We start from the raw sequence: 25,501 nt of genomic DNA, 5'->3' as shown, positions 1-25,501 counted from the left end.
CACGTACAGGCACACGGTAGGGAGCACCAGTGAAGGTCGGCTGCATCGGACTCGGCGACATCGCGCAGAAGGCCTACCTGCCCGTGCTCGGCCACCAGCCCGGCGTCGAACTGCATCTGCAGACCCGTACGCCCGCGACGCTCCACCGGGTCGCCGACACCCTTCACCTCCCGCCCGGGCAGCGCCACACCGACCTCGACTCCCTGCTCGCCCAGGGCCTCGACGCGGCCTTCGTGCACGCGCCCACCGCCGTCCACCCGGAGATCGTCACACGGCTGCTCGAGGCGGGCGTGCCGACGTACGTGGACAAGCCCCTCGCCTATGAACTCGCCGACTCCGAGCGGCTGGTGGAGCTGGCCGAGCTGCGCGGGGTGAGCCTCGCCGTCGGCTTCAACCGGCGGTACGCCCCCGGGTACGCGCAGTGCGCCGACCATCCGCGCGAGCTGATCCTGATGCAGAAGAACCGGATCGGGCTCCCTGAGGAGCCGCGCTCGATGATCCTCGACGACTTCATCCACGTCGTGGACACCCTGCGCTTCCTGGCTCCGGGGCCGGTGGACGACGTGACCGTGCGGGCCCGCGGCGAGGGCGGGTTGCTGCACCATGTGGTGCTGCAGCTCGCCGGGGACGGCTTCACCGCCCTCGGCGTGATGAACCGGCTCAGCGGCTCGGCCGAGGAGATCCTGGAGGTTTCCGGGCAGGACACCAAGCGTCAGGTGGTCAACCTCGCCGAGGTCATCGACCACAAGGGTCAGCCGACCGTGCGCCGACGCGGCGACTGGGTGCCGGTGGCCCGGCAGCGCGGGATCGAGCAGGCGGTGTTGGCCTTCCTGGACGCCGTACGCGCGGGCAAGGTGCTCAGTGCCCGGGACGCGCTGGCGACTCATGAGCTGTGCGAGCGGGTGGTACGCGCGGTTCAGGAGCGGACCGCCTGACCTTGAGGGTCCGTACGCCCTCGCCGGCGCACCAGCCGGCGAGGATCAGCAGCGCCAGCTGCACCGGCCAGTCACCGAAGCGCACGTAGGGCGTGGTGCCCCCGGCGAGCGGGACGTCGTACACCTGGGCCGCGCTCACGCTCGTGCCGAGCCAGGACCCGACCCGCTCGCCGCTCGCGTCGTAGACCGCGGACACCCCGCTCAGCGTGGAGTGGACCATCGGGCGGCCGGTCTCGGCGGCGCGCAGGGCGGCGAGCGAGGCGTGCTGCTCGGGGGCCCAGCTCTGCTGGAAGGTCGAGGTCGCCGACTGGGCGATCAGCACCTCGGCGCCGTTCTCGGCGAGATGGCGGCTCATGTCGGGGAACGCCGACTCGAAGCAGACCATCGGGCCGACGCGCAGGCCGTCGCCGACGTCCATCACGACCTGCTGGGAGCCGCGCCGCCGGTCCTCGCCCGCCGCTTCGCCGACCGAGGTCGCCCAGCCGAGCACGGAGCGGAAGGGGACGTACTCGCCGAACGGGACGAGCCGCATCTTGTCGTAGCGGTCGCCGGTCAGGCCGTCGGGGCCGACCAGGACCGAACTCTTGTAGATACCGGGCTTGTCGGCGCGCCGCGCGTCGACGTTGACGAGGATGTGGGCGCCGGTCTCGCGGGACAGGTCCGCGAGCCGGGTCGCCAGGTCGGGGCGCCGGGTCAGGTCGAAGCCGACGCTGCTCTCGCCCCACACGATCAGGTCCAGGTCCTGCCCGATGAGCTCCCTGGTGAGCCGCTCCTCGGCGGCGAAGCGCCGGTCGCCGCTGTCGGCGCCGTGGATCACGCCCGGCTGGACCACGGCGATCCGGGCCTGCCCCGCGGTGTCCGGGCGCGGGGACCAGACCCATGCGGCCGTAGCGACGGTGGCGGCGGCGACCAGGCCGGCGACGGCGGGGACGCGGGAGGCGCGGACCGCCACGAGGACGGCCACGGCGACGTTCAGCGCCACCAGCAGGAAGCTGAGCAGCCAGACCCCGCCCACCGAGGCGAGCCGCAGCGCCGCCTCCACCTCCCACTGGCTGGCGCCGAGCATGCCCCAGGGGCCGCCGAGGCCCTCCCAGGAGCGGACCAGCTCCACCATCAGCCAGCCCGAGGGCAGGACGGCAAGGGCCGCCGCGACTCGGCCCGGCCCCGGCTGTCCGGCGAGGAAGTGGCGCACGAGCCATCCCCAGGGGCCCCACAGGGCGCCGAGCAGGGCGGCGATGACGAAGGTGAAGACATGCAGGTTCGGCAGCAGCCAGTGGTGCATGGCCAGCATGAACCCGAAGCCGCCGCACCAGCCGTCGTACAGCGCCCGGCGGGCGGTCGGGGCGGCGCGCAGCAGCAGGATCCAGGGGACCAGGGCGACGGTGGCGAACCACCACAGCGATGGGGACGGGAAGGCGAGTACGGGAAGGGCACCGGCCAGGGCGGCGAGCAGCGAACGCCGCCAGGGGGAGTCGAACCAGTGGCCGAACCTCTGCATGCGGCGCCTCCTACCCGGTGGTCCTTCCAGTGTGCGCGCTGAGCTGGGCGCGCAAACCGAGCGTCGGAGAATCAATGATCATCGTGTCGCGCCGAATGCGCCCCCTCATGCCATCCGCCACGCACCGGATGGTGCCGTCCGGCGGGTGCGTTCCCGCTCACGGCATCCGCCGCCACTTCTCCCGTACGACGACCTTGCCGATCCGCCAGCCGTCGGGGGTGCGGGTCAGGGCGAAGGCGTAGCGGCCGCCGCAGACGAAGTCCGGGGCGGCCGAGGGCTCCTCATCGCGGGTCACGCGCATTGGGTTCACGTAGTCCGCCTGGACGTGGGCGGTGTCGCCGGTGTCCTGCTCCAGGGTCCCGAAGCGGATCCGGCGGTTGACGATGAGGTGCTGGCGCATCGAGAACACCCGTAGGCTCTCGGCGAGCCAGTCGGCCACCTGCCGGGCGTCGCCCTCGATACCGCCCGCCGAACGGTAGTCGGCCCGCCCGGCGGGGGCGAAGAGCCCGCGGTACGCCTCCCAGTCACCGTCGTCGACCGCCACCGCGTACTCGGTGATCAGCCCGTCGACGGCCAGCCGGTCCATCACGGTCGCGAGCTCCACACGCTGCGTCATCGGCTCAGTGTTGGGCATGAGGCGAACGACGCCAAGAGGCGTGCGGTGAACATCGTCGTTCCTAGGCGGCCTCGATGACGTCGGCGCGGATCGCGGCCGCCCATTCGACCACCAACAGTTCGTACTCCGCGCGTTCTTGGGCGGTCAGGGTGCCGCCCGCGCGCACCCACAGGGCGCGGATCTGCTCGTTCACCTCGGCGGCTGAGCGCACGGAACCACGGGCTCGGGAATCCGGGGACATGCGGACAAGCCTAGGGGCAAGCACTGACACTGCGCTACCGAACGGCTACGCATCCTGTATGCGATGAGTCACGGGAAAATCGGGGCGCCCGCTAATGCGCCGGTTCGCCCGCGTCCGGGCTCAACGCCCCAGTGGCGACAAGGATGATGATGACGATGCCGAGGGCGATGCGGTACCAGACGAACGGCATGAAGCTCTTGGTGGAGATGAACTTCATGAACCACGCGATCACGGCGTATCCGGTCACGAACGCGATGACCGTCGCGAAGGCCGTCGGCCCCCAGGAGACATGGCCGCCCTCCATCGCGTCCTTGAGCTCGAACAGGCCGGAGGCCAGTACGGCCGGGATCGCGAGCAGGAAGGAGTACCGCGCCGCCGCCTCGCGGGTGTAGCCCATGAACAGGCCGCCGCTGATGGTGGCACCCGAGCGGGAGACGCCCGGGACCAGGGCCGCGGACTGGCAGAGACCGAAGATCAGGCCGTCACGGACGTTCAGGTTCTGAAGTTCCTTGCGCTGCTTGGGTGCACGGTGCCGGCCGCCGCTCTCGTCACGCGCCGCCATGCGGTCGGCGACGCCGATGATGATGCCGACCACGATCAGCATGGTCGCGGTGATGCGCAGATCGCGGAACGGTCCCTCGATCTGGTCCTTCAGCGTCACGCCCAGGACACCGATCGGGATCGAGCCCACGATCACCAGCCAGCCCATCTGGGCGTCGTGGTCGCTGCGCATCGCCTTGTTCGTCAGCGACTTGGACCACGCCAGGATGATCCGCCCGATGTCCTTGCGGAAGTAGATCAGCACGGCCGCCTCGGTGCCGATCTGCGTGATCGCGGTGAAGGCCGCGCCCGGGTCCTCCCAACCGGAGAAGGCCGCGGTCAGCCGCAGATGCGCGCTGGAGGACACGGGCAGGAATTCGGTCAGCCCCTGGACGAGTCCGAGGATGAGGGATTCAAACCAAGACATGAAGTTACGACGTCCAAGTGCTGATCGTGTAGGCGCGGAACGGGCACACCGCACCGCGAACGGGCACACCGCGCCGCGGGGGCACGGTGATCACAGTGGTCGAGGGGCAGCGTAGCGCCCCTCGACGACAGCCATGGCACAGGGGTTTCGCAGAACGCGTCCGCCCCGGCCCGATCCTGGTCGACACCTACGCGGGCTGGAAGGGCTCGCTGCCGCCCGAGGAGGCGCTCCGGGAGTTCTGCCGCGCGCACGGGTGAGCCACCGACGTAGCGCGACCGCTCACGCCACCGCCGAAGGCCCCGCCACCGTCCACCCCTCGACCTGCGGATGCGCCGTGAGGTCCTCGTGCCGGACCCGCCCGCCGCACTCCGAGCAGGTGACGACCGGCAGCAGCTCATGGCCGCAGGAGTGCTCGATGACCATCGGCCGGTCTTCGTCCCCCCGCAGATGGCGGTCGCCCCATGCCATCAGGGTCATGAGGACGGGCTCCAGTTCCAGACCGGCCTGGGTCGGCCGGTACTCGAAGCGCCGCGGACGTTCGCTGTAGGCCCGCTTGGTCAGGATCCCGGCGTCCACGAGGCGCCGCAGCCGGGTGGTCAGGATGTCGCGCGGGGCGCCGATGTTGCGCACCAGCTGGTCGAAGCGGCCGTTGCCGAGGCACACCTCCCGCAGCACGAGCAGCGAGTACTTCTCGCCGACCAGCGCCAGGGCGTCGGCGATGGAACAGGGGCGCGGGTCCTTGGGGGCGGGCATGACGCCAAGTCTAGGGGAGGGTTTGATTTTCCAACTCACCGAGCTATGGTGAGTTCGGATTTCCTACTGACCAGTAGGCGCACCGTAGCCGCGGAGGCCGCATCATGCGTGACGCAGTGATCGTCGAAGCCGTACGCACCCCCATGGGCAAGGGCAAGCCCGGGGGTGCCCTCTCCCACGTCCACCCCGTCGAGCTCCTCGCCCACACCCTGCGCACCCTCGTCGAGCGCTCCGGCGTCGACCCCGCGCTGATCGACGACGTCATCGGCGGCACCGTCGATCAGGTCGGCGAGCAGGCCATGAACACCACCCGGTACGCCGCCCTGTCCGCCGGCTTCCCCGAGTCGGTGCCCGCGACCACCGTGGACCGCCAGTGCGGCTCCTCCCAGCAGGCCGTGCACTTCGCCGCGCAGGGCGTCATCGCGGGCGCGTACGACCTCGTCGTGGCCTGCGGAGTGGAGTCGATGAGCCGGGTGCCGATGTGGTCGAACGTGCCGCCCGGCAAGGACCCCTTCGGCCCCGGCATCGCCGAGCGCTACCCCGAGGGCCTGGTCCCGCAGGGCATCAGCGCCGAACTCATCGCCGCCAAGTGGTCGATCACCCGCGACCAGATGGACGCCTTCGCGGTCTCCTCGCACCGGCGGGCCGCCGCGGCCTGGGCGGCCGGCCGCTTCGACGCCGAGGTCGCGCCCCTGGACGGCGTCGCCCGCGACGAGTGCGTACGGCCGGACAGCAGCACCGGGATCCTCGCCGGACTGAAGCCCGCCTACCACGACCCCGCCTTCGCCGAGCGCTTCCCGCAGATCGAGTGGAACGTCACCGCGGGCAACGCGAGCCCCATCAACGACGGCGCCTCGGCGGTGCTCATCACCTCGAGCGAGACCGCGGCCCGGCTCGGCCTGCGCCCGCTCGCCCGCCTGCACAGCTTCGCCGTCACCGGCTCCGACCCGCTGCTCATGCTCACCGGCGTCGTCCCGGCCACGGAGAAGGTGCTGCGCAGGGCCTCGCTCACCCTCGACGACATCGACCTGTTCGAGGTCAACGAGGCCTTCTCCAGCGTCGTGCTGGCCTGGCGCCAGGAGACTGGCGCCGACCTGGCCAAGGTCAATGTGAACGGCGGCGCCATCGCCCTCGGGCATCCGCTGGGCGCGAGCGGGACCCGGCTGACGACCACGCTCGTCCACGCCATGCGCGAGCGCGGAGCCCGCTACGGCCTGCAGACGATGTGCGAGGCGGGCGGGCTGGCCAACGCGATGATCCTGGAGTCGGTGTAACCGCTCAACGGGCGCGCAGGTGGTGCCGTTTGCGCCAGGCCACCACCACGCCCGCCAGCGCGGGTACGGCGATGCAGGCCAGCGCGATCAGGAAGGCGGGGGAGGTCGGCGCCGAGGCGCGGGAGCCGGCCACCACGTACGCGGCGGTGTTCGGGATCGAGCCGAGCGCCGTCGCGAGCAGGAACGGAAGGTAGCCCATGCGGGAGACGGCGGCGCAGTAGTTCGCCGCCCAGAACGGCACGCCCGGGAAGAGCCGCACCGCCAGCATCGAGCGGAAGCCGTGCCGGGAGAGCTGCCCGTCCGCCGCCTTCAGCCAGCGGCCCCGCAGCAGCGGGCGCAGGGCCTCCTGCCCGAGGATCCGGCCGAGCCCGAAGGACAGCCCCGCCCCGAGCACGGTCCCCGCCACCGAGGCGGCGAGCCCCAGCTGGGAGCCGAACAGCGCGCCCGCCGCGAGATTGAGCAGCGGCCGGGGCACGAACGCCACAGTGCACAGCCCGTACGCCACCGCGAACACCACGGTCGCCGCGGCACCGCCCACCTGTGGTGGCCAGCCGTCCGCGAGCAGCCGCTGTGGCTCGAACAGCAGCATGGCGACCAGGGCCGAGACGAGCAGGACGACCAGGAGGGACAGCCGCGACCACGGCGAGAGCAGTGCTCTCGAACAGCGCGCGGCGAAGCTCACGGGTACGACGACGGCTAGCTCCGTGGTGGCGGCCTGGGGAGTGGCCACGGCAGTGCCCCCAGAGCGGGTGGTGGCATCGAGCATCCGGTGACACTAACCGACAAATGTGTGTGATCGCCGTATGGTTCGTCTCATGAGCGTGACAGGCGCGAGAACCCTGGACGTCCCCGACAGCGCTCTCGCCGACGTCCTGCTGGACCGGCTCACCGCCGCCTACGGCGCCGCCGCCGATCCCGAGCGTGCCGTGTCCATGCGGGCGTACATGAAGGACGTGGCCCCCTTCCTGGGCCTCGCCACCCCCGAGCGCCGCGCCCTGTCCCGCACGGTCCTGAAGGGCACCCCGCGCCCGGACGAGGCCGACTGCACGGCCGTCGCCCTGCGCTGCTGGCGGCTGCCCGAGCGCGAGTACCACTACTTCGCCGTGGACTATCTGCGCCGCCACGCCGGGCGCTGCTCCTCCGCCTTCCTGCCCGTCACCCGGCACCTGGTCTCCACGGTCCCCTGGTGGGACACCGTCGACCTGCTCGCCGTGCACGTGGTCGGCGCGCTCGTCGCCGCCGACCCGGAGCTCACCGCCGACATGGACGCCTGGAGCGAGGACGAGGATCTCTGGATCGTCCGCACCGCCCTGCTCCACCAGCTGAGCTACAAGGAACGCACCGACACCGAACGCCTCTTCGCCTACTGCCTGCGCCAGTCCGGGCACCCGGACTTCTTCGTCCGCAAGGCGATCGGCTGGGCCCTGCGCGAGTACGCCAAGACCGACCCGGAGGCCGTACGGGGCTTCCTCGCGCGGGAGAACGGACGCTTCGCGCCGCTGTCGGTGCGGGAGGCCCTGAAGAACATCGGCGCCTGACCGCCGTACACCCGCTGACGTACGCCCGCCGAACTCCCTTACCGCCGAAAACCATTCGACGTCGGACATCGCGTCGACGATGATCGACGTCATGTTCCGGCACGCCTTCGTCCTCGCAGCATCCGCGGTCGCGGATGCCCCGAAGGCTGCCGTCCTCGTCTTCCTGGCCGCTGTCGACGGCGCCCGAAGCTGACCCTCTCCGGATCGTCCGGCGGACCCCGCAGGGGGAGGGTCGGCCAGTTCCCGGGGTCCCACCGCCACTTCAGACGCTTCGAGGTACCGCCATGTCCAAGACGGCCTACGTCCGCACCAAACCGCATCTCAACATCGGCACGATGGGTCATGTCGACCACGGCAAGACCACCCTGACCGCCGCCATCACCAAGGTCCTCGCCGAGCGCGGCTCCGGCGGCACCACCCAGTACGTGTCGTTCGACCGCATCGACCGGGCGCCGGAGGAGGCCGCGCGCGGCATCACCATCAACATCGCGCACGTCGAGTACGAGACCGACACCCGGCACTACGCGCACGTCGACATGCCCGGCCACGCCGACTACGTCAAGAACATGGTCACCGGCGCCGCGCAGCTCGACGGGGCCATCCTCGTCGTCTCCGCGCTCGACGGGATCATGCCGCAGACCGCAGAGCACGTGCTCCTCGCCCGCCAAGTGGGCGTGAACCACGTGGTCGTGGCCCTGAACAAGGCCGACGCGGCCGACGAGGAGCTCGTCGAACTCGTCGAGCTGGAGGTCCGCGACCTGCTCACCGCGCACGGCTACGGCGGCGACACCGCGCCCGTCGTACGGGTCTCGGGGCTCAAGGCCCTGGAGGGGGACCCCAAGTGGACGGCGTCCGTCGAGGCATTGCTGGACGCGGTGGACACCTACGTTCCGATGCCGGAGCGGTATGTGGACGCGCCGTTCCTGCTGCCGGTCGAGAACGTGCTGACCATCACCGGGCGGGGGACCGTCGTCACGGGCGCCGTCGAGCGGGGGACCGTCCGGGTCGGGGACCGGGTCGAGGTGCTCGGGGCCGGTCTGGAGACCGTCGTCACCGGTGTCGAGACCTTCGGCAAGCCGATGGAGGAGGCGCAGGCCGGCGACAACGTGGCGCTGCTGCTCCGGGGCGTTCCCCGGGACGCGGTCCGGCGTGGGCATGTCGTCGCGGCGCCGGGGAGCGTGCTGCCCCGGCGGCGGTTCACGGCGCAGGTCTATGTGCTGTCGACGCGTGAGGGCGGGCGTACGACTCCGGTCTCCACCGGCTATCGGCCGCAGTTCTACATCCGGACCGCGGATGTGGTCGGGGACGTCGACCTCGGTGCGGTGGCGGTCGCCCGTCCTGGGGAGACGGTCGCGATGACCGTCGAGCTGGGGCGGGAGGTTCCGCTGGAGCCGGGGCTCGGGTTCGCCATTCGTGAGGGTGGGCGGACCGTGGGGGCGGGGACCGTGACCGCTGTCGAGGGCGGCTGATGTGAGCGGGGGACTGCGGGCCGGCTGTGGCCGGTCGCGCAGTTCCCCGCGCCGCACAATGGAGAGGTGACCGAAGCCCTCCCCGTCGCCCGTGCCGTTGATCATGGGTTCGCCAAGCTCATGCCCGATGTCGACCGGGAACGGGCCTGGCTGCTCACCGTCGACGGGGCGCCGCAGTCCTACGTCGATCTGGACGAGCCGACTCATCTGGAGTTCGAGTACGCACGGCGGCTCGGTCATGTGCTGGATGTCGTGGCCGAGCCGGGGGACCCCCTGGACGTCCTGCATCTCGGGGGCGGTGCGCTGACGCTGCCCCGGTATGTGGCCGCCACCCGGGCCGGGTCACGGCAGGACGTCGTCGAGGCGGACCGGGCGCTGCTGGAGCTGGTCGTGGAGCAGATGCCGGTTCCGGAGGGCGTGCGCCTGCATGCCGGGGACGCTCGCGCCTGGCTGGAGGCGGCTCCCGACGACGTCGCCGACGTGCTCGTCGCCGACGTGTTCGGCGGCTCCCGGGTTCCGGCGCACCTGACCTCCCTCGCCTACGCCCGCGAGGCCGGGCGGGTACTGCGCGGCACCGGCGTCTACCTCGCCAACCTCGCCGACGCCGCCCCCTTCGCCTTCCTCCGGTCCCAACTCGCCACCTTCGCGGCCGTCTTCGAGGAGCTGTCGTTGATCGCGGAGCCGGGGGTGCTGCGGGGGCGGCGGTTCGGGAACGCCGTGCTCGTCGCCTCGCACCAGCCCGTCGACCTCGCCGCGCTGACCCGGCTCACCGCCTCCGACGCCTTCCCGGCGCGCGTCGAACACGGTCCGGGGCTGCGGGAGTTCATCGGCGGGGCGCGGCCGGTGCGGGACGAGGACGCCGTACCGTCACCCGAGCCCCCGGACGGGGCTTTCAGCATCGGCTGAGGGCTGTGCGGCGGCCGTGGTGACGTGCTTGGTACGGCGGCGCAGGTTCCGTACGTCCGGTACGCACAGGGCGCCCGCCGTGACCACGACGATCAGCACGGAGCAGCCCCACAGCGCCGGGGTCCGCCCGAACGCCGACTCCGCCGGGCCCGCGAGGGCGGTGGCCAGCGGCATCAGGGCGACCGAGCCGAACCAGTCGTAGGCGGCGACGCGGGAGAGCTTGTCCTCCGGTATCTCCTGGTGGAGGGCGGTCATCCAGCTCACCCCGAACACCTCCAGGGTCACGCCGGTGACGAACATCACCGCACACAGGACCGCCACCGGCACCGGGATCGCCAGAGCGGCGGACGGCAGGGCCAGCGGGAAGACGCACAGGGTGCCGGCGAGGAGCAGCCGGCGGGGTTTCCATCGGGTCATGAGCAGGGCGCCCGCGACCGTGCCCGCGCCGAAGAAGCCCAGGGCCAGGCCCCAGGGTCCGGCGCCGCCCAGGTGGTCCCGGGCGACGAGCGGGCCGTAGACCGCGTCCGCCGCGCCGACCACCGCGTTGGCGATGGCGAACTGCACGACGACGGCCCACAGCCAGGTCCGGCCGGTGAACTCCCGCCAGCCCTCCCGGAGGTCGGAGAGGAGACCGCCGCCGGGGGCGCGCGGCGCGATATGGCCCACGTCGAGGAAGGCGCGCAGCGCGCCGGCGACGGCGAAGGCGACCGCGTCCGCCGCGAGCACCCAGCCGGGCCCGATCGCGGCGACCATCGCGCCGCCCAGCGCGGCGCCGCCCACGGCCGCGCCCTGCATCGCCATCCGGAAGACGGCGAAGGCACGGCTCGCCTGTTCACCGCTGACCGTCGACAGCAGCATGCCCTCGGCGGCGGGGGAGAAGAACGCCTGGCCGGTGCCGCCGAGCGCGGTCAGCAGCATCATCTGCCACAGGGCGGGTTCGCCCGCGAGGACCAGCACCGCGAAGGCGCCCTGCGACACGCAGTTCAGGGCGTTGGCGGCGACCATCACCCGGTGCCGCGGCAGCCGGTCCGCCACCGCGCCGCCGATGAGCAGGAACAGCACCAGGGGCAGTGTCCGGGCGGCGGCCACCAGGCCCACGTCGCCGCCGTCGCCGCCCGCCTCGAGCACCGCGAACGCGGCGGCGATCAGGGCGCCGTGACTGCCGAGGTTGGTCACGAACGCGGCGGCGGTCAGCAGCGAGTAGTTGCGGCCCGCCCAGGTCGGGCGGCGCAGTGGGATGGTGGGCTTCACCTGCCGACTATCGCCGGGGCGGGGCCGGGTTGCCAAATGCATTCCGGGCCATCTTCGGCCCCGCCACCTGCTGCTACGACTCGGTCGGCATGCTCTCGGTGAGCCGGACCGTGCTCAGGATCTTCTGGACGGTGGCGTCCGGGATCTCGTCCTTGACGCCCGTGGCGCCGAACAGGTTCCAGGTGACGTAATCGCCCGCGCCGTTCTCGAACGCGAAGGTGATCGCCTTGCCGTCGCTGTCGCACTTGCCGTTCTGCGGGGTGTTCTCCGAGTGCGCGGTGATGACGCTGCCCTTGATGCCCGAGGCGGTGGTGTACTCCTTGGGCTTGTCGTACTTCACGCTCTTGCGGTCCGGGCGGGTGTAGCCGCCGTAGATCCACCACGGCACCCGGGTCTCCGCGGCCTCGTCGAGGTCCTTGGCGCCGTTCTCGCCGCGGGTGCCGGCGGTGACGAGAGCGGTGTCCTCGGTGCGGCCGTCCTTGTCGGAGTCGACCGTGCACCACTTGGACTTGAGGTAGGCGGGCGCGGTCACGGTCGTGCGTTCGAGCGTGCCGTCCTTCTCCTCCCACTCGAAGCCGACGCTGGTGTCGGGGGTGTCGATCTCCCAGTCGGCGGGCACGTCGAACATCGTGCCGAAGCGCGTGTTGACGACGACCTTCCAGCCCTCGATGGTCGGCTCCAGGTCGTCGTTGCCGCGCGACTCACCGGTCTCCGTGGCCGTCGGCTCGGCCGACTTGGTCACGGTCGGGCTCGCGGAGGCCTTGCCGTCCGCCTTGTCGTCCTTGTCGTCGCCGCCCAGCACCAGGAACCCGGTGACTCCGGCGGCCACGACCACGGCTGTGGCCGCCACGATCGCGACCAGCTTGGTCCGGCCGCCGCCACCACCGCCCTGCGGCGCCGGAGACCCCGCCTGGGTCGGCGCGCCCCACTGCGGCTGCTGCCCATACGGGTTGGGCTGCTGAAAGCCGGGCTGCTGGTACGGATTCGGCTGCTGGTACCCCGGCTGCTGGTACGGGTTGTTCTGCTGCTGCGGGTTCTGCTCGCCCCCGGGCGGCTGCTGTCCTGGCCACATGGGCAGCCACCCTAGCGGCGCCAGGGACACGATTCGGTCACCGGGGCTTGTCAGGGACGTAGCAAATCAGCGCGGGGCGGGGGTGCGGCGGGGGTGTGGCCGCCATCCGTACGACGATCATCGCGCGAATCTGGCCAGCGGGGCTACTCGTGGGTAACATGCCGCCATGAGCGCAGATCAGATGTCGATCGGCGAGTTGCTCGCCGCCACGGTGCCGATGGTTCGCACGCTGAACCTGGAGTACGTGGAGACCACTCCGGAGAAGGCCGTCCTGGTGCTCCCGGACCAGAGCGAGTACCGCAACCACGTCGGCGGCCCGCACGCCGGGGCGATGTTCACGCTGGGCGAGTCGGCCAGTGGGGCCATCGTGCTCGCGGCCTTCGGGGACCAGCTGTCGCGGGCCGTGCCGCTGCCGGTGACCGCGGACATCGCGTTCAAGAAGATCGCCCTCGGCCCGGTCACCGCGACCGCGACGCTGGGCCGGCCGATCGACGAGGTCGTCGCCGAACTCGACGCGGGCAAGCGGCCGGAGTTCCCGGTGAGCGTCGCCATCCAGCGCGAGGACGGTGCCGTCACCACCGAGATGACGGTGGTGTGGACCCTGCGTCCCAACAGCTGAGGCAGGCGGAGGGCCCCTTGTGAGGGGCCCTGGTGCCGCTCCGGCTCAGGCCGCGAGGTGTCGGTCGCCGTGGATCCGCGCCACGAACTCCTTGAGCCGCGCGACGAACTCCCTGAGTCGGGCCACGAACTCCTTGAGCCGTGCGACGAACTCCCTGAGTCGGGCCACGAACTCCTTGAGCCGTGCGACGAACCTCTTGCGTCGAGCGACGAACGGGCCACGAACTCCGCGAGCCGCGCCGTGAATTCCGGGCCCAGGTCCGGCGGTCGTAGGCCAGGCGGGCCACCGTGCACAGACAAACAGGTCCCTGCGCGGGCCGATCAGGCCGTGCGCGACCCGGTGCGGCCGGCGAGCATCCACCACATCCGGCAGGGCGAGCCGCTCGGCCTCGGGCGCGCCGTGCTGTGCGCTCGTCAAGCGTCCTCCATCAAGTACTGGATGGCGGGTCTGCCGACGACCGCGCCCACCCCGGATGAGAACGGGCCGGGTGACAGTTGGAGATTCCGTGTGTCAATCGCCGTGCGCCGCACACAAGTTGCCACTTGGTTCGGACCGATGGTTCGAATGCCGGTGCGGATACCCGTGGTAACCATTCTGAATTCCCTCCTTCTTGAGCGAGAGCCACTCGAACTCCTTGTTTCCCATGAGTCGCTTGTGCGAAAGTGAGCGCCCCCTTAGCGGAGTGTGCCGCAACTCACGCGGAAGGAAATCGCTCAGTGCAATCCCCTTACCCCCCACGCCCCCCGTACCCGCCGCGTCCCGGAGCGGCCCAGGCCGACTCGGACCGTGATCTCCTCGCCCGGCTCGGCCCGTCCGGCACCGGCGCCGACGGTGTTCCGCTGCTGCTGGCGCGGCACTGGCGGGCCGCCCACGAGTACGCCGTGATCTGCCTGGCCACGGCCGGGAGTCCGGCCTCGATGGTGACCACCGCCGCCTTCCACCGAGTGCTCGGCGAACCGTCCGTCAGCGCCCTTCGCCCCCATCTCCTCATGGCCGTGCGCGACACGGTGAAGGAGTGGGCGGCCGACGAGAGAATTTCCGTCGTACTGCCGGAACTCCGCAAAACGACCGGAGCCCGCGGACTGCGCGCGGCGAGGTCCGTGACACCCGAAAGACGACGCCTCGCCGAGCGTGCGTTCCGGGCTCTTCCGGGCGCCTCGCAATGCATGTTGTGGCATACCGAGGTCGAGGCGGAGCCGATAACCGTACCGGCCGGTCTGCTGGGCGTCGACACCGTCACCGCTTCGGCCGCGCTGGAGCAGGCGCGCGAACAATTCCGTACCGCCTGTGTACGCGCCCACCACGAACTCGCGCCCACCCCGGAATGCCGCTTCTACAACCGCCTCCTCGACGTCCCGATCCGCCGGGGCGGCTCCCTGCTGCCCGATGTCCAGCGGCACCTGACGGAGTGCCGCTACTGCCGGCACGCCGCCGAACAGCTCAGCCACTTCGAGGGCGGCCTGGCGGAACTGCTCGCCGAGACGGTCCTCGGCTGGGGCGCCCGGCGCTACCTGGAGTCCCGCCCGGGGCGCACCGGCGAGCACACCGCGTCGGCCGCCCCCGCGCGCGGCGGACGCCACCGCCCCGCCCCCGCACGGCAGTTCGTCACTGTCCGCGGGCGCACGAAGGCCGTCGTGGGCGTCGGTCTGACCTCCCTCGCGCTGCTCGCGACCGTGCTGGTGAGCAAGGGCTGGTCCGATGACAACGGTGTCCCCGACCCGCACGCCACCTGGGGCGCGCCGAGCGCCGTGACCGGGTCGGCGACATCCGGCGGGACCTCGGCCGCCGCCGCGAGCCGCTCCGTCGAACTCGGCCACGGACGGCTGCGCAACCTCGGCACCGGGCTCTGCCTCGACGTCCAGGGCGGGGTGCCCCGGCCTGGCGGGGCGACCGTGCTCGCGGGGTGCTCGGCCGCCGGGTCACAGCAGTGGTCGTACCAGAACGACGGACTGCTCCGCAGCTCCGCCGATCCCGCGCTCTGCCTCGACGCCGACGCCGACGGGGGCGCGGTCGGGCTCGCCGACTGCCTCGTGCACGGCGGCGAGGTGCGCCACGACCTCACGGTCCACGGCGAACTCCTGCTCCGCGGCGACGAGGAGCGGGTCGTGGCGCCCGGTGACGGCGAGGAGGTGACCGTCGCCGAGCGGGACGGCTCGGCGGACCAGCGCTGGCGCTTCGAACCCGGGGAGGCCGGCACGAGGAAGAAGGCGGAGACGCCCGCTCCCGAACCCGGGGAACAGGAACCGTACGAGACACGGATCGCGCAGGTCGACAGTCGTACAGAGCCCGAACCCGCCACGCGGCCGGACCCGTTGGCCGAGGCCGCCTCCCTGCCAGCCCGAACGCTGGACACGGTCGCCACGGCCACCGCTCCGCTCTTCTGCTGAGGCTCGGGGCCACCCCCCGCCGGGGTGGCCCCTCTTTGTTCATGTCATTGACACGAGTCACCTCCGGTCCTAGGTTTCCGACGCGCCGGTGGCGTTTCTCACGGGGTGTCAAGTCGAACTGACGCATAGTGCGTTCAGAGGGCGAACGCATCCGGGGGGCCGCCGCGCGACCGCGGTTCACATCGTCGTGCCCGCACACCGAAGGAGTGACGGCTGCCATGACCGACACTGTTTCCCGGCGATCCGCCCTGCGGCTGGTGGGCGGCGCCATCGCCGTCGCCGCCGCGGCGACCGGTGGCATCGCCCCACCCGCCGCCCACGCCCAGGCCAGACCCGAGCCGAGCGCCGGCCGGCGCGTCGAAGGTCTCCTCGGCAAACTCACCCTCGACGAGAAGATCTCCCTGCTGCACGGCGCCACCGACCCCACCCCGCTCGGCCAGGCGGGCTACCTCCCCGGCGTGCCACGCCTCGGCATCCCGCCCCTGCGCCTGGCCGACGGCCCGGCCGGCGTCCGCGTCACCGCACACGCCACCGCCCTGCCCGCCCCCGTCCTGCTGGCCTCCGCCTTCGACCCCGAACTGGCCCGCCGCTACGGCCGGGTCATCGGCCACGAGGGCCGCGCCCTCGGCCAGGACGTGCTGCTCTCCCCGATGGTCAACCTCATCCGCACCCCCTACGCCGGGCGCAACTTCGAGACCTTCGGCGAGGACCCGCTGCTCGCCTCCGACCTCGTCGCCGCCGAGATCGAGGGCGTCCAGAGCCAGGGGCTCGTCGCCACCGTCAAGCACTTCGCCCTGAACAACCAGGAGAAGGACCGCGACTCCGTCGACGTGCGCGTCGACGAGCAGACGATGCACGAGGTCGAACTGCGCGGCTTCGAGGCCGCCGTCGGCGCCGGCGCGGGCGCGGTGATGGGCGCCTACAACATGGTCAACGGCACCTACGCCTGCGAGAACGAGTACCTCCTCACCGACGTCCTGCGCGACCGGTGGGGCTTCGAGGGCCTGGTGATGACCGACTGGTTCGCCGCGCACAGCACCCAGAAGGCCCTCACCGCGGGCCTGGACCTGGAGATGCCGGACGGCACCCACTTCGGCGCGGCGCTGAAGCGGGCGGTGCGCGGCGGCAGAGTGTCCGAGCGGTACGTCGACCGGGCCGTACGCCGGATCCTGTCCGTGATGGACCGCTTCGGCCTCCTCGACGGCAGCCCGCCGCCACGACCCGAGCGCGACGCCCGCGCCGGTGCCGCCGTGGCTCTGGAGGTCGCCAAGGCGGGCGCCACGCTGCTGCGCAACAAACGCGCCACTCTGCCCCTGACCGGCGGCGGCATCGCCGTGATCGGCCAGACCGCCGCACTGCCCTTCGTCAGCGGCGGCGGCAGCGCCCATGTCGTCCCCGACCACGCCGAGAGCCCCCTCGACGCCATCCGCGCCCGTGCCGACGACGTCTCCTACGCGCTGGGCGAGGACGTCTTCGGCAAGCCCGTCCCCGCCTCGGTCCTCAGCCCGGCCTTCGACAGCGAGGGTCTGCGGGTCGAACCGGGGCAGACCTGGTCCTACGACGGCACGCTCACCGTCGACGCGGACGACGAGTGGACCTTCGTCATCCACTACTCCGGCGCCCCGACGATCCGCCCGAAGGTCCTCCTCGACGGCGTGGAGCTCTTCCCGCTCGTGCCGGGCTGGGGCGAGTACTTCATGGGCGGTTACGTCACCACGGCTCCCGACGGACTGTCCGTGCGCCGCAAGTCGCTGACCCTGGCGCGGGGCGCGCACCGGCTGGAGATCACCGCGCGGGGCGGGGACACCGGCCAGACGTTCCGGCTGCGCAGGATCACCAGCGCGACCCGGGCGGACGACGTCGCCGAGGCCGTACGGGCCGCGCGCGGCGCCCGCCATGTCGTCCTGTTCGCCTACGAGGACGCGACCGAGGGCCAGGACCGCACCACGATCGCCCTGCCCGGCCACCAGGAGGATCTGATCGACGCCGTGGCCTCGGCCAACGCGCGCCTGACCGTCGTCCTCAACACCTCGTCCGCGACCGCGATGCCCTGGCTGAACCGCACCGGGGCCGTGCTCCAGATGTACTACCCGGGCCAGGAGGGCGCGGCCGCCACCGCCGCCGTCCTGTTCGGCGACTGCGATCCCGGCGGCAGGCTCACCCAGACCTTCCCGGTCGACGACGACCACCACCCCGTCGCCGGAGACCCGCGCCGCTACCCGGGAGTCGACGGCACCGAGGTCTACTCCGAGGGCATCCACGCCGGACACCGCTGGTACGACCTCACGGGAGAACACCCGCTGTTCCCCTTCGGGCACGGGCTGTCCTACACCACCTTCGGCTACGAGAACCTCTCGGCACGCAGGCACCGGCACGGCCTCGACGTGCGCTTCACGGTCCGCAACACCGGCCGGCGGGCGGGGATCGCGGTGCCGCAGGTGTACGTGGGCCCCTCGCCCGACCTGGAACTCGAGCAGGCGGTAAGGGTGTTGGGCGGCTACCGACGGCTGCGGCTGCGCGCGGGGGAGCGGCGCGAGGTCACCGTGCGCGTCACGGAGCGCACCTTGTCGTCCTGGGATCCGGACCGCCACGGATGGGTGCTGGGCACCGGGCGGCGAACTGTATGGGCTGGGGCGTCCGCGGGCGATCTGCGGGCGCGTACGAGTGTGGAGGTGACGCGTTGATACGGCGTGCTCTGACAACGGTGGCGGTCCTCGCGGCGGCGGTGGCCTCGCCCTCGCCCGCCCAGGCCGCCGCGGATCCGGTCGTCCGAACCGAGGCGGGCCTGGTGCGTGGTGAAAGCACCGCCGAGGGACGGCAGTTCCTCGGCATACCTTTCGCCGACGCGGCCCGCTGGAAGGAGCCGAGCCCGGTCCGCCCCTGGCAAGGAGTGCTGGACGCAAGGGACTTCGGCAACAAGTGTGTGCAGGGCGCGAGTTGGGACCCCGGCTACGAGCAGCCCAGCCTCACCGAGGACTGCCTCGACCTCAATGTGTACGTGCCCGAGGGAGCGGGCCGGCGCGCGGTGCTGGTGTGGTTCCACGGCGGCGGGCTCACCGCCGGGGCGGGGCAGGACGTCGTCCCCGACACCTTCGCCCGGCAGACCGGAACGGTCGTCGTGACCGTGAACTACCGGCTCGGAGCGATGGGCTTCCTCGCCACGGCCGGACTCGACGACGAGGCGGGCGACGGCGTCTCCGGCAACTACGGCATGCTCGACCAGCAGGCCGCGCTGCGCTGGGTGCGCGCCAACATCGGCCGCTTCGGCGGCGATCCGGGCCGGGTCACCATCGCGGGCGAGTCCGCGGGCGGCCGCTCGGTCTGCACCCAGCTCGCCTCACCCACCGCCCGGGGACTGTTCCGCGCCGGGATCATCCAGAGCGGCGCCTACGACGACTGCGCGGCCCGGCCCCGCGGCACGGCGGTGGCCCAGGGCGCCGCCTTCGCCGAGAAGCTCGGCTGTACGACGGTGGCGTGTCTGCGCGGCAAGACTCCCGCCGAGATCCTGGCCGCTCAGGGCGGCTTCGACTGGGGTCCGGTGACCGGCGGCGCCTTCCTGCCGGCGCAGCCGGCGGAGGCGTTCGGGAAGGGCGCCGCCAAGGGGGTGCCGGTGCTGAACGGCGCCAACCAGGACGAGGGGCGGCTGTTCGCCTTCGGCCAGTTCGACGGGGCGGGGGGACCGCTGACGGCCGAGCGGTATCCGTCTGTGATGCGGGGCGCCTTCGGCGAGGAGGCCCTCGCCCGCTATCCCCTCTCCGCGCACCCCTCCCCGACGATCGCCTACGGCACCGCCTTCGGCGACATGCTGTTCGCCTGCCCGGCGTTGCGGCTCGACGGCACACTGGCCGGACGCGGCCCGGTGTACACGTACGAGTTCGCCGACCGCACCTCCCCGCCCTTCGCCTCATTGCGCGACCTCGGTACCGACTTCGACTTCGGCGCGACCCATGTGAACGAGGTGCAGTACCTCTTCAAGCACTTCGGCCTGAAGAGCCCGCTCAACGCCGAGCAGAAGGCGCTGGCCCGGCAGATGGTCCAGTACTGGGGCTCCTTCGTGCGCACCGGCGTGCCCCGCGCCGGCGGACAGCCCGCCATGCCGGAGGGCGGTCCGGAGCGGGTGCTGTCGCTGCGGACCGCGTCGGCGGGCGGCAACGCTGCGAGCAGGGCCGTGTACCGGGACCACCAGTGCGATCTGTGGGACGCCTCGCTGTCACCGTGAGCAGGTAGGCTGCCCCGGCGCGCGCTCGTGGACGAGCGCGCGCCGGGAACAGGCCCAGCACTGAGAGGAAGCGGCGTTGCACGTCCAGGAATGGCTCGAAACGGTGCCCCCGCTCGCCATCTATCTGCTGGTGGGCCTGGTCATCGGACTGGAGAGCCTGGGCATCCCACTGCCCGGCGAGATCATCCTGGTCTCGTCCGCGCTGCTCGCCTCCCAGCACGGTGAGATCGACCCCGTGATCCTCGGCGCCTGCGCCACCACGGGCGCCATCGTCGGCGACTCCATCGGCTACGCCATCGGCCGCAAGGGCGGACGCCCGCTGCTGGCCTGGCTGGGCGGGAAGTTCCCCAGGCACTTCAGCGAGGCGCACATCGCCACCGCGGAGCGCTCCTTCCAGAAGTGGGGCATGTGGGCGGTCTTCTTCGGCCGCTTCGTCGCCCTCCTGCGCATCTTCGCCGGCCCCCTCGCGGGCGTCCTGCACATGCCGTACTGGAAGTTCCTCACGGCCAACGTCCTCGGCGGCATCCTCTGGGCGGGCGGCACGACGGCGGTCATCTACTACGTCGGCGTGGTCGCCGAGTCCTGGCTGAAGCGCTTCTCGTGGCTGGGCCTGGTGGCGGCGGTCCTGATCGGCCTGACGTCGTTCCTGATCGTGCGGAGCAAGGCGAAGAAGGCGCAGAGGGCGCAGCCGGAGGGGGAACTGGTGGGCGCCGGGGAGTGAGGCCTGTCTAGGGGCGCTCGTGTTCCTGCCGATGCGCCCCGGCCAGCTCCGCGTACATGGTCCCGTTCAGCGTGATCCCCTGACGCTCCTCCTCCGACAGCTCCCGCCGGACCTTCGCGGGTACCCCGGCCACGAGTGACCCCGGCGGTACGACCATCCCCTGCGGCACGAGCGCCTGCGCCGCGACGAGCGACCCCGCCCCGATCACCGCGCCGTTCAGCACGGTCGCCCCCATCCCGATGAGGCAGTCGTCCTCGACGGTCGCTCCGTGCACGACCGCGTTGTGCCCGATGGAAACACGTTCCCCCACGCTCACCGGAAATCCGGGATCCGCGTGCAGCGTGCAGTTGTCCTGCACGTTGCTGCTCGCCCCGACGGAGATCCGCTCCACGTCTCCACGGAGCACGGCCCCGTACCAGACGCTCGCGCCCTCCCGCAGCGTCACGTCCCCGATCACCGAGGCCGTGGGCGCCACGAAGACGTCCTCCGAGACCTTCGGCTCCCGCCCGCCGATACCCTTGATCATCATCGCCTCCTGATCACGTGATACACGGCACCGTACGCCACCTGTTGGGGCGAAGATCACAGCCCCTCGGCGGTATTCGGGCTCCGGACGCTCAGTACGGTGAACGCGTGCCGAAGAGCAAGAACACGTTCTCGTCCTGGAGACGCCGAGTGGCGCAGCGCGCCGTCCACGCGAGTTGGGCCTGGGTGCAGCGCACCGGCTCGGTCACCGCCGAGCGCCCCGGCCGTTTCCGCTTCGGCTCGATGGGCGAGGCCACCCGCCTGGCCTTCCCGCTCGGCACCGTCTTCGGAGAGCCCTGGATCCATCTGGGCTCCCACTGCATCGTCGGCGAGCAGGTCACGCTGACGGCGGGCCTGATGCCCGACCTCGACCTCGGCCCCGAGCCGATCCTGCGCATCGGCGACGGAGTGGTCCTCGGCCGCGGCAGCCATGTCATCGCCGACACCACGGTCACGATCGGCAGCGACTGCTACTTCGGTCCGTACGTCTATGTCACCTCGACGAACCACTCGTACGACGACCCGCACGAGCCCATCGGCAAGCAGTGGCCGCGGATGGAGCCGGTGTCGATCGGCCCGGGGTGCTGGATCGGCACCGGAGCGGTGATCCTGCCGGGCGCGCGGATCGGCCGGAACGTGGTCGTGGCGGCCGGTGCCGTGGTCCGCGGCGTGGTTCCCGACCACGCCGTGGTGGCGGGCGCGCCCGCCCGGGTCGTACGGCGCTGGACACCCGCCGACGGCTGGCAGCCCCCGCTCCGGACGCCCGCACCGGTCCCGATACCGGACGGCGTGACCTCGGACCAGCTCGCCGCGCTGGCGGACCTGGACGAGGAGTCGGTGGAACGACTGGCCCAGCTGGAGGCGGAGGCCTGAGGGGGCTGGTGGCCGGGAGGAGGCAGCGGCCTGGGTCGGCGGAGGCTGTCGGGGGCGGGGGTCTGAGGCGGCTGGTGGTCGGGTGGAGGCAGCGGGCCTCGGTCGGCGGGTCGCGGCCGGGGGCGGGGGCGAGGGCTGAGCCTGCCGGTGGTCGGGAGCAGCCCGGGCCCGAGGCGGCCGGTGGTCCGGAGGGGCGAGGACTGAGCTTGCCGGTGGTCAGGAGGCCCGGGCACCGGTGGCCGCCGGAGGGCTGGGTCAGCCCGTGGCCAGGAGGAGGGTGCCCGCGAGGGCCAGGCCCGCGCCGGCCGCCTGAATGGCCCGGAGCCGTTCGCGGAGCAGTCCGTACGCGGCCAGCGCCGTAACCACGGGGTACAGGGAGGCGAGCACGGCGGCGACCGTCACCGGGCCGGTCTGCGCGGCGATGGAGTACGTGCCGTTCGCGGCGACGTCCGCGAGGCCGACGAAGCCGAGGGCGGGCAGCGAGCGCCAGGGGAAGCCCTCGGCGGGGAGGGCGGCGGAGCCGCGCCGCACCGAGATGTACAGGGCCGTGCCGCCCGCCATGACATTGGTGACCCGCTGCACGAACAGGGCGAGGAACAACCCCGTGAGCGAGCTCGACGCCTCGGCGATCAGCGCCATCACCGCGCCGAAACCGAACGCCGCGACGAGCGTGAGCAGGACCGCCTGCCGCTGCACCGGCGCGCCCCGGAACTGCGGCCCGCCCGCCAGGACGACCCCCGCGACGGCCACCACGATGCCGGCGAACTGCATCAGTCCGGGCCGCTCGCCCAGGACGAGGCCGACGCCCACCGGAACCGCGACGCCCAGGGATCCCAAGGGCGACACGACACCCATCGGGCCCAGGGCCAGGGCCTTGTAGAAGGCCAGCATGGCCACCGGGCCCACCAGTCCCGCCGCCACGGCGAACCAGAGCTGCGGTCCGGCCTCGCTCCAGCCCCCGGTCGCCAGCACGATCGCGCCGAGCACGGCCACCGCGATCGACTGGGAGATGACCACCACGGTGAGCGCGGGCGTGCGCTTGCTGAGCAGGCCTCCGCCGAAGTCGGCCAGCCCCCACAGGACGCTGGTGGCCAGGGCGAAGAATGCTGTCACGGGTCGCCTCGCAGTACAGTTCGGTGAACGATCGGGTGCACCTCACCGTAGTTCAATAAAATCAACTCTGTCATCCAGAATATTGGACGGAATGTGTCGGACCTCGACCTGCTGACCCAGTCCCTGGCGCGCAACGTCAAGCGCTGGCGCACCGAGCGCGGTTTCACCCTGGACACGCTCGCCGCCCGCGCCGGGGTCAGCCGCGGCATGCTGATCCAGATCGAGCAGGCCCGCACCAACCCCAGCCTGGGCACGGTCGTGAAGATCGGGGACGCGCTCGGGGTCAGCATTCCCACCCTCCTCGACTACGAGCAGGGACCGAAGGTGCGCGTCGTCCCGGCCGACCAGGTCGTACGGCTGTGGCACACCGACGCCGGCAGCTACAGCCGCCTCCTCGTCGGCACCGAGGCCCCGGGACCGCTGGAGATGTGGAACTGGCGGCTGATGCCCGGCGAGAGCAGCGCGTCCGACCCGCACCCCACCGGCACCGTCGAACTCCTCCATGTCACCGCCGGGGAGCTGACGCTGACCGTCGACGGCGTGGAGCACCGCGTCCCGGCGGGCGCCAGCGCCTACTTCGAGGCGAGCGCCGCGCACATGTACGGCAACGACGGGGACGTCCCCGCCGAGTTGGTGCTGGTCGTCTCCGTCCCGCCCGTGCGCTGAGGTCCGCCGCGCGCTTGCTACCGTGCGGCCATGCGCGCACCCATCGGACACTTCGACCGGGCCACCCCCGCCCCCGACTGCCTCGACGAGCTGACCGCCCCGGTCGCCGCCGCCGTACGCGACTGGAACGGCAGCGTCCCCGCCGACCAGATCGTCTACGTCGACACCGACCCGCAGTGGGCCGACACCGCCGTCTTCGTCGAGCACTACGGCCGCGAACTGCTGGAACAGTCGGCGAACTGCGTGGTGGTCGCCGGCAAGCGCGGCGGCGAGACCACGCTCGCCGCCTGTGTCGTGCTCTCCACCACCCGCGTCGACGTCAACGGCGCGGTCCGCCGCCAACTGGGCGCCCGCAAGGCCTCGTTCGCCGCGATGGACACCGCGACCGGCGAGACCGGCATGGAGTACGGCGGCATCACCCCGATCGGACTGCCCGCGGACTGGCCGGTGCTGGTGGACTCCGCGGTCGTGGACCTGCCGTACGTCCTGGTCGGCAGCGGCCGTCGGCGCGGCAAGCTGCTGGTGCCGGGGAAGGCTTTCGCCGAGCTGCCCGGTGCCGTCGTCCTGGACGGGCTCGGGCTCGCCTGAGACCGCGCTCGCCGCCTGCTACGGACTAGTAGTCGGCGTTCACGCCGAGGTACTGCTCCGCGAACGCCAGGCCCGCCGAACGGGAGCCGAAGAGGCGGCGCAGCCGGGCCAGGGTCGTGCCGGCGCGATGCGGATCGCCCGAGGAGGTGCCGTGGTACACCTCCGACAGCCACTGGGAGAACTCCTGGTAGTCCCAGACCCGGCCCAGGCAGGCCTGTGAGTAGCCGTCGAGGCCAGTGGTGTCGCCCTTGGTGAGGAACGCGACCAGGGCGTCACCGAGCAGGAAGGCGTCGTGCAGGGCGAGGTTCATGCCCTTCGCGGCGATCGGCGCGGTGAGGTGGGCGGCGTCCCCGGCCAGGAAGAGCCGCCCGAAGACCATGGGCTCGACGACGTAACTGTGCATGTCCAGCACGCGCTTCTCGATCAGCCGCCCCTCGGTCAGACGGGGCGCCCCGGCCGCGCCGAGCCGCTCCTGGAGCTCGGACCAGACCCTCTCGTGGGACCAGTTGTCCGGGTCGTCGCCCGGCGGGCACTCCAGGTAGTAGCGGGTCACCTCGGGGCTGCGCGCCATGTGCCCGGCGAAACCGCGCGGATGCATGCCGAACACCACACAGTCGTTGGACGGGGGCGCCTCGGCGAGCAGCGCCAGCCAGCCGACGCCGTAGTCGTACCGCGACACATGCGCGCGCCCGGACGGCAGCGCGGTCCGCGACACCCCGCGCGCCCCGTCGCAGCCCGCGACGAAGTCGGCGCGCACGACGAGCCGTTGCCCGGACTCGGGGTCGGTGTACGACACCGAGGGCCGGTCCGATTCCGGATCGTGCAGCTCCACGTCCCGCACGCCGAAGCGGATGGCGCCGCCGCGGACGTCCGCGTACTCCCGGACGAGGTCCGTCACCAGCAACGGCTGCGGATAGACATAGTGGTGATGACCCGTCAGTTCGGCGTACTCGAACCGGTAGCGCTCTCCGGCGAACCGGAACTCGCACTCGTTGTGCACCTGCCCGTGTGCCAGCAAGTTGCCCGCGAGGCCGCGCTGTTCGAGCCCGCGTACGGCCCACTCCTCCAGGACGCCGGCCCTGGGCCGCCGCTCGATGAACTCACGGCTCTCGGTCTCCAGGACCAGACAGTCGACGGACGCGGCCCGCAGGATGTTCCCGACGGTGAGCCCGGCGGGTCCGGCGCCGACTATGACGACCGGAAAGCGCTGTGCGGCAACGGAGTTGGGGTGGGGGGCGGTGGAAGTCACCCCAGCATTATGGTCGTACCG

Annotated in this window: 25 protein-coding genes; 13 read left to right on the top strand and 12 right to left on the bottom strand. The window is 71.9% G+C overall.

Features of this window, described 5'->3' with window-relative positions:
• Window positions 1–29: 29 nt before the first annotated feature.
• Window positions 30–935, top strand: a complete 906-nt coding sequence (locus AC068Z_RS36330) for a Gfo/Idh/MocA family protein (RefSeq protein WP_478565847.1) — start codon at window positions 30–32, stop codon at window positions 933–935.
• Here AC068Z_RS36330 and lnt read toward each other — a convergent pair.
• From lnt to AC068Z_RS36305, 5 genes are all read right to left on the bottom strand, one after another.
• Window positions 859–2,433, bottom strand: a complete 1,575-nt coding sequence (gene lnt, locus AC068Z_RS36325) for an apolipoprotein N-acyltransferase (RefSeq protein ID WP_478565844.1) — start codon at window positions 2,431–2,433, stop codon at window positions 859–861. The genes AC068Z_RS36330 and lnt overlap by 77 nt on opposite strands.
• Window positions 2,434–2,590: 157 nt before the next feature.
• Window positions 2,591–3,049: a nuclear transport factor 2 family protein gene (locus AC068Z_RS36320; protein ID WP_478565841.1), complete on the bottom strand. Its 459-nt coding sequence runs from the start codon at window positions 3,047–3,049 to the stop codon at window positions 2,591–2,593.
• A 61-nt stretch (window positions 3,050–3,110) separates the two neighbouring features.
• On the bottom strand, window positions 3,111–3,290 hold the full coding sequence (locus AC068Z_RS36315) for a hypothetical protein (protein ID WP_478565838.1): 180 nt from the start codon (window positions 3,288–3,290) through the stop codon (window positions 3,111–3,113).
• A gap of 91 nt (window positions 3,291–3,381) precedes the next feature.
• On the bottom strand, window positions 3,382–4,257 hold the full coding sequence (locus AC068Z_RS36310; protein ID WP_478565835.1) for an undecaprenyl-diphosphate phosphatase: 876 nt from the start codon (window positions 4,255–4,257) through the stop codon (window positions 3,382–3,384).
• 279 nt (window positions 4,258–4,536) lie between these two features.
• Window positions 4,537–5,010, bottom strand: coding sequence for a winged helix-turn-helix transcriptional regulator (locus AC068Z_RS36305; protein WP_478565832.1), 474 nt, complete (start codon window positions 5,008–5,010; stop codon window positions 4,537–4,539).
• Window positions 5,011–5,114: 104 nt separating this feature from the next.
• Here AC068Z_RS36305 and AC068Z_RS36300 point away from each other — a divergent pair, with 104 nt between their 5' ends.
• Window positions 5,115–6,284 carry a thiolase family protein gene (locus AC068Z_RS36300; protein WP_478565829.1) on the top strand — a complete coding sequence of 390 codons (1,170 nt, stop codon included), beginning with the start codon at window positions 5,115–5,117 and terminating at the stop codon, window positions 6,282–6,284.
• A gap of 4 nt (window positions 6,285–6,288) precedes the next feature.
• Here the strand turns inward: AC068Z_RS36300 and AC068Z_RS36295 are convergent, their stop codons facing one another.
• Window positions 6,289–7,050: a TVP38/TMEM64 family protein gene (locus AC068Z_RS36295; RefSeq protein WP_478565826.1), complete on the bottom strand. Its 762-nt coding sequence runs from the start codon at window positions 7,048–7,050 to the stop codon at window positions 6,289–6,291.
• Window positions 7,051–7,099: 49 nt separating this feature from the next.
• Here AC068Z_RS36295 and AC068Z_RS36290 point away from each other — a divergent pair, with 49 nt between their 5' ends.
• From AC068Z_RS36290 to AC068Z_RS36280, 3 genes are all read left to right on the top strand, one after another.
• Window positions 7,100–7,822, top strand: coding sequence for a DNA alkylation repair protein (locus AC068Z_RS36290; RefSeq protein WP_478565823.1), 723 nt, complete (start codon window positions 7,100–7,102; stop codon window positions 7,820–7,822).
• Between the two features lie 284 nt (window positions 7,823–8,106).
• On the top strand, window positions 8,107–9,291 hold the full coding sequence (gene tuf, locus AC068Z_RS36285) for an elongation factor Tu (protein WP_478565820.1): 1,185 nt from the start codon (window positions 8,107–8,109) through the stop codon (window positions 9,289–9,291).
• 66 nt (window positions 9,292–9,357) lie between these two features.
• Window positions 9,358–10,197 carry a spermidine synthase gene (locus tag AC068Z_RS36280; protein ID WP_478565817.1) on the top strand — a complete coding sequence of 280 codons (840 nt, stop codon included), beginning with the start codon at window positions 9,358–9,360 and terminating at the stop codon, window positions 10,195–10,197.
• On the opposite strand, the gene AC068Z_RS36275 is transcribed toward AC068Z_RS36280, so the two are convergent.
• Together AC068Z_RS36275 and AC068Z_RS36270 are read right to left on the bottom strand one after the other, a co-directional pair.
• Window positions 10,159–11,484 (bottom strand): MFS transporter, encoded by a 1,326-nt coding sequence (locus tag AC068Z_RS36275; protein WP_478565959.1) that lies wholly within the window; start codon window positions 11,482–11,484, stop codon window positions 10,159–10,161. The genes AC068Z_RS36280 and AC068Z_RS36275 overlap by 39 nt on opposite strands.
• A 37-nt stretch (window positions 11,485–11,521) precedes the next feature.
• Entirely contained in the window at window positions 11,522–12,520 is a 999-nt protein-coding gene (locus AC068Z_RS36270) for a DUF8017 domain-containing protein (protein WP_478565814.1), read from the bottom strand.
• A gap of 181 nt (window positions 12,521–12,701) precedes the next feature.
• Between AC068Z_RS36270 and AC068Z_RS36265 the strand changes: the two genes are divergently transcribed.
• Window positions 12,702–13,139 (top strand): DUF4442 domain-containing protein, encoded by a 438-nt coding sequence (locus AC068Z_RS36265; RefSeq protein WP_478565956.1) that lies wholly within the window; start codon window positions 12,702–12,704, stop codon window positions 13,137–13,139.
• 45 nt (window positions 13,140–13,184) lie between these two features.
• Here AC068Z_RS36265 and AC068Z_RS36260 read toward each other — a convergent pair whose 3' ends face one another.
• Entirely contained in the window at window positions 13,185–13,307 is a 123-nt protein-coding gene (locus AC068Z_RS36260) for a hypothetical protein (protein ID WP_478565811.1), read from the bottom strand.
• Window positions 13,308–13,855: 548 nt separating this feature from the next.
• On the opposite strand from AC068Z_RS36260, the gene AC068Z_RS36255 reads away from it, so the two are divergent.
• The 4 genes from AC068Z_RS36255 to AC068Z_RS36240 all read left to right on the top strand — a co-directional run bounded on the left by AC068Z_RS36255 (window position 13,856) and on the right by AC068Z_RS36240 (window position 20,466).
• Window positions 13,856–15,526, top strand: coding sequence for an RICIN domain-containing protein (locus tag AC068Z_RS36255; RefSeq protein ID WP_478565808.1), 1,671 nt, complete (start codon window positions 13,856–13,858; stop codon window positions 15,524–15,526).
• A gap of 218 nt (window positions 15,527–15,744) precedes the next feature.
• Entirely contained in the window at window positions 15,745–18,210 is a 2,466-nt protein-coding gene (locus tag AC068Z_RS36250) for a beta-glucosidase (RefSeq protein ID WP_478565805.1), read from the top strand.
• 20 nt (window positions 18,211–18,230) lie between these two features.
• Window positions 18,231–19,745, top strand: a complete 1,515-nt coding sequence (locus tag AC068Z_RS36245; protein ID WP_478565803.1) for a carboxylesterase/lipase family protein — start codon at window positions 18,231–18,233, stop codon at window positions 19,743–19,745.
• 76 nt (window positions 19,746–19,821) lie between these two features.
• The gene (locus tag AC068Z_RS36240) at window positions 19,822–20,466 is read left to right on the top strand and encodes a DedA family protein (RefSeq protein WP_478565801.1); all 645 of its coding nucleotides are present in this window, start codon (window positions 19,822–19,824) and stop codon (window positions 20,464–20,466) included.
• A 7-nt stretch (window positions 20,467–20,473) separates the two neighbouring features.
• Here the strand turns inward: AC068Z_RS36240 and AC068Z_RS36235 are convergent, their stop codons facing one another.
• A complete protein-coding gene (locus tag AC068Z_RS36235; RefSeq protein WP_478565798.1) occupies window positions 20,474–20,995 on the bottom strand; it encodes a gamma carbonic anhydrase family protein in 522 nt (173 codons plus the stop codon).
• A 104-nt stretch (window positions 20,996–21,099) separates the two neighbouring features.
• Between AC068Z_RS36235 and AC068Z_RS36230 the strand changes: the two genes are divergently transcribed.
• On the top strand, window positions 21,100–21,864 hold the full coding sequence (locus tag AC068Z_RS36230) for an acyltransferase (protein ID WP_478565795.1): 765 nt from the start codon (window positions 21,100–21,102) through the stop codon (window positions 21,862–21,864).
• 255 nt (window positions 21,865–22,119) lie between these two features.
• Here the strand turns inward: AC068Z_RS36230 and AC068Z_RS36225 are convergent, their stop codons facing one another.
• The gene (locus tag AC068Z_RS36225; RefSeq protein WP_478565792.1) at window positions 22,120–22,977 is read right to left on the bottom strand and encodes an EamA family transporter; all 858 of its coding nucleotides are present in this window, start codon (window positions 22,975–22,977) and stop codon (window positions 22,120–22,122) included.
• Window positions 22,978–23,070: 93 nt separating this feature from the next.
• Here AC068Z_RS36225 and AC068Z_RS36220 point away from each other — a divergent pair, with 93 nt between their 5' ends.
• Both AC068Z_RS36220 and AC068Z_RS36215 read left to right on the top strand, forming a co-directional pair.
• Window positions 23,071–23,643: a helix-turn-helix domain-containing protein gene (locus AC068Z_RS36220; RefSeq protein WP_478565789.1), complete on the top strand. Its 573-nt coding sequence runs from the start codon at window positions 23,071–23,073 to the stop codon at window positions 23,641–23,643.
• Window positions 23,644–23,673: 30 nt separating this feature from the next.
• Window positions 23,674–24,231, top strand: coding sequence for a YbaK/EbsC family protein (locus tag AC068Z_RS36215; protein WP_478565786.1), 558 nt, complete (start codon window positions 23,674–23,676; stop codon window positions 24,229–24,231).
• Window positions 24,232–24,256: 25 nt separating this feature from the next.
• On the opposite strand, the gene AC068Z_RS36210 is transcribed toward AC068Z_RS36215, so the two are convergent.
• On the bottom strand, window positions 24,257–25,480 hold the full coding sequence (locus AC068Z_RS36210) for a 4-hydroxybenzoate 3-monooxygenase (RefSeq protein WP_478565783.1): 1,224 nt from the start codon (window positions 25,478–25,480) through the stop codon (window positions 24,257–24,259).
• Window positions 25,481–25,501 lie beyond the last annotated feature (21 nt).

This window comes from Streptomyces sp. NPDC043726, assembly GCF_056436565.1.
This window is presented reverse-complemented; position numbering and strand designations above follow the sequence as displayed.

What these genes read in the sequence shown, in the direction of transcription:
- lnt (WP_478565844.1), bottom strand. Translation starts at nt 2,433, where the DNA reads ATGCAGAGGTTCGGCCACTGGTTCGACTCCCCCTGGCGGCGTTCGCTG.
- AC068Z_RS36320 (WP_478565841.1), bottom strand. Translation starts at nt 3,049, where the DNA reads ATGACGCAGCGTGTGGAGCTCGCGACCGTGATGGACCGGCTGGCCGTC.
- AC068Z_RS36315 (WP_478565838.1), bottom strand. Translation starts at nt 3,290, where the DNA reads ATGTCCCCGGATTCCCGAGCCCGTGGTTCCGTGCGCTCAGCCGCCGAG.
- AC068Z_RS36310 (WP_478565835.1), bottom strand. Translation starts at nt 4,257, where the DNA reads ATGTCTTGGTTTGAATCCCTCATCCTCGGACTCGTCCAGGGGCTGACC.
- AC068Z_RS36305 (WP_478565832.1), bottom strand. Translation starts at nt 5,010, where the DNA reads ATGCCCGCCCCCAAGGACCCGCGCCCCTGTTCCATCGCCGACGCCCTG.
- AC068Z_RS36300 (WP_478565829.1), top strand. Translation starts at nt 5,115, where the DNA reads ATGCGTGACGCAGTGATCGTCGAAGCCGTACGCACCCCCATGGGCAAG.
- AC068Z_RS36295 (WP_478565826.1), bottom strand. Translation starts at nt 7,050, where the DNA reads ATGCTCGATGCCACCACCCGCTCTGGGGGCACTGCCGTGGCCACTCCC.
- AC068Z_RS36290 (WP_478565823.1), top strand. Translation starts at nt 7,100, where the DNA reads ATGAGCGTGACAGGCGCGAGAACCCTGGACGTCCCCGACAGCGCTCTC.
- tuf (WP_478565820.1), top strand. Translation starts at nt 8,107, where the DNA reads ATGTCCAAGACGGCCTACGTCCGCACCAAACCGCATCTCAACATCGGC.
- AC068Z_RS36270 (WP_478565814.1), bottom strand. Translation starts at nt 12,520, where the DNA reads ATGTGGCCAGGACAGCAGCCGCCCGGGGGCGAGCAGAACCCGCAGCAG.
- AC068Z_RS36265 (WP_478565956.1), top strand. Translation starts at nt 12,702, where the DNA reads ATGTCGATCGGCGAGTTGCTCGCCGCCACGGTGCCGATGGTTCGCACG.
- AC068Z_RS36250 (WP_478565805.1), top strand. Translation starts at nt 15,745, where the DNA reads ATGACCGACACTGTTTCCCGGCGATCCGCCCTGCGGCTGGTGGGCGGC.
- AC068Z_RS36235 (WP_478565798.1), bottom strand. Translation starts at nt 20,995, where the DNA reads ATGATGATCAAGGGTATCGGCGGGCGGGAGCCGAAGGTCTCGGAGGAC.
- AC068Z_RS36215 (WP_478565786.1), top strand. Translation starts at nt 23,674, where the DNA reads ATGCGCGCACCCATCGGACACTTCGACCGGGCCACCCCCGCCCCCGAC.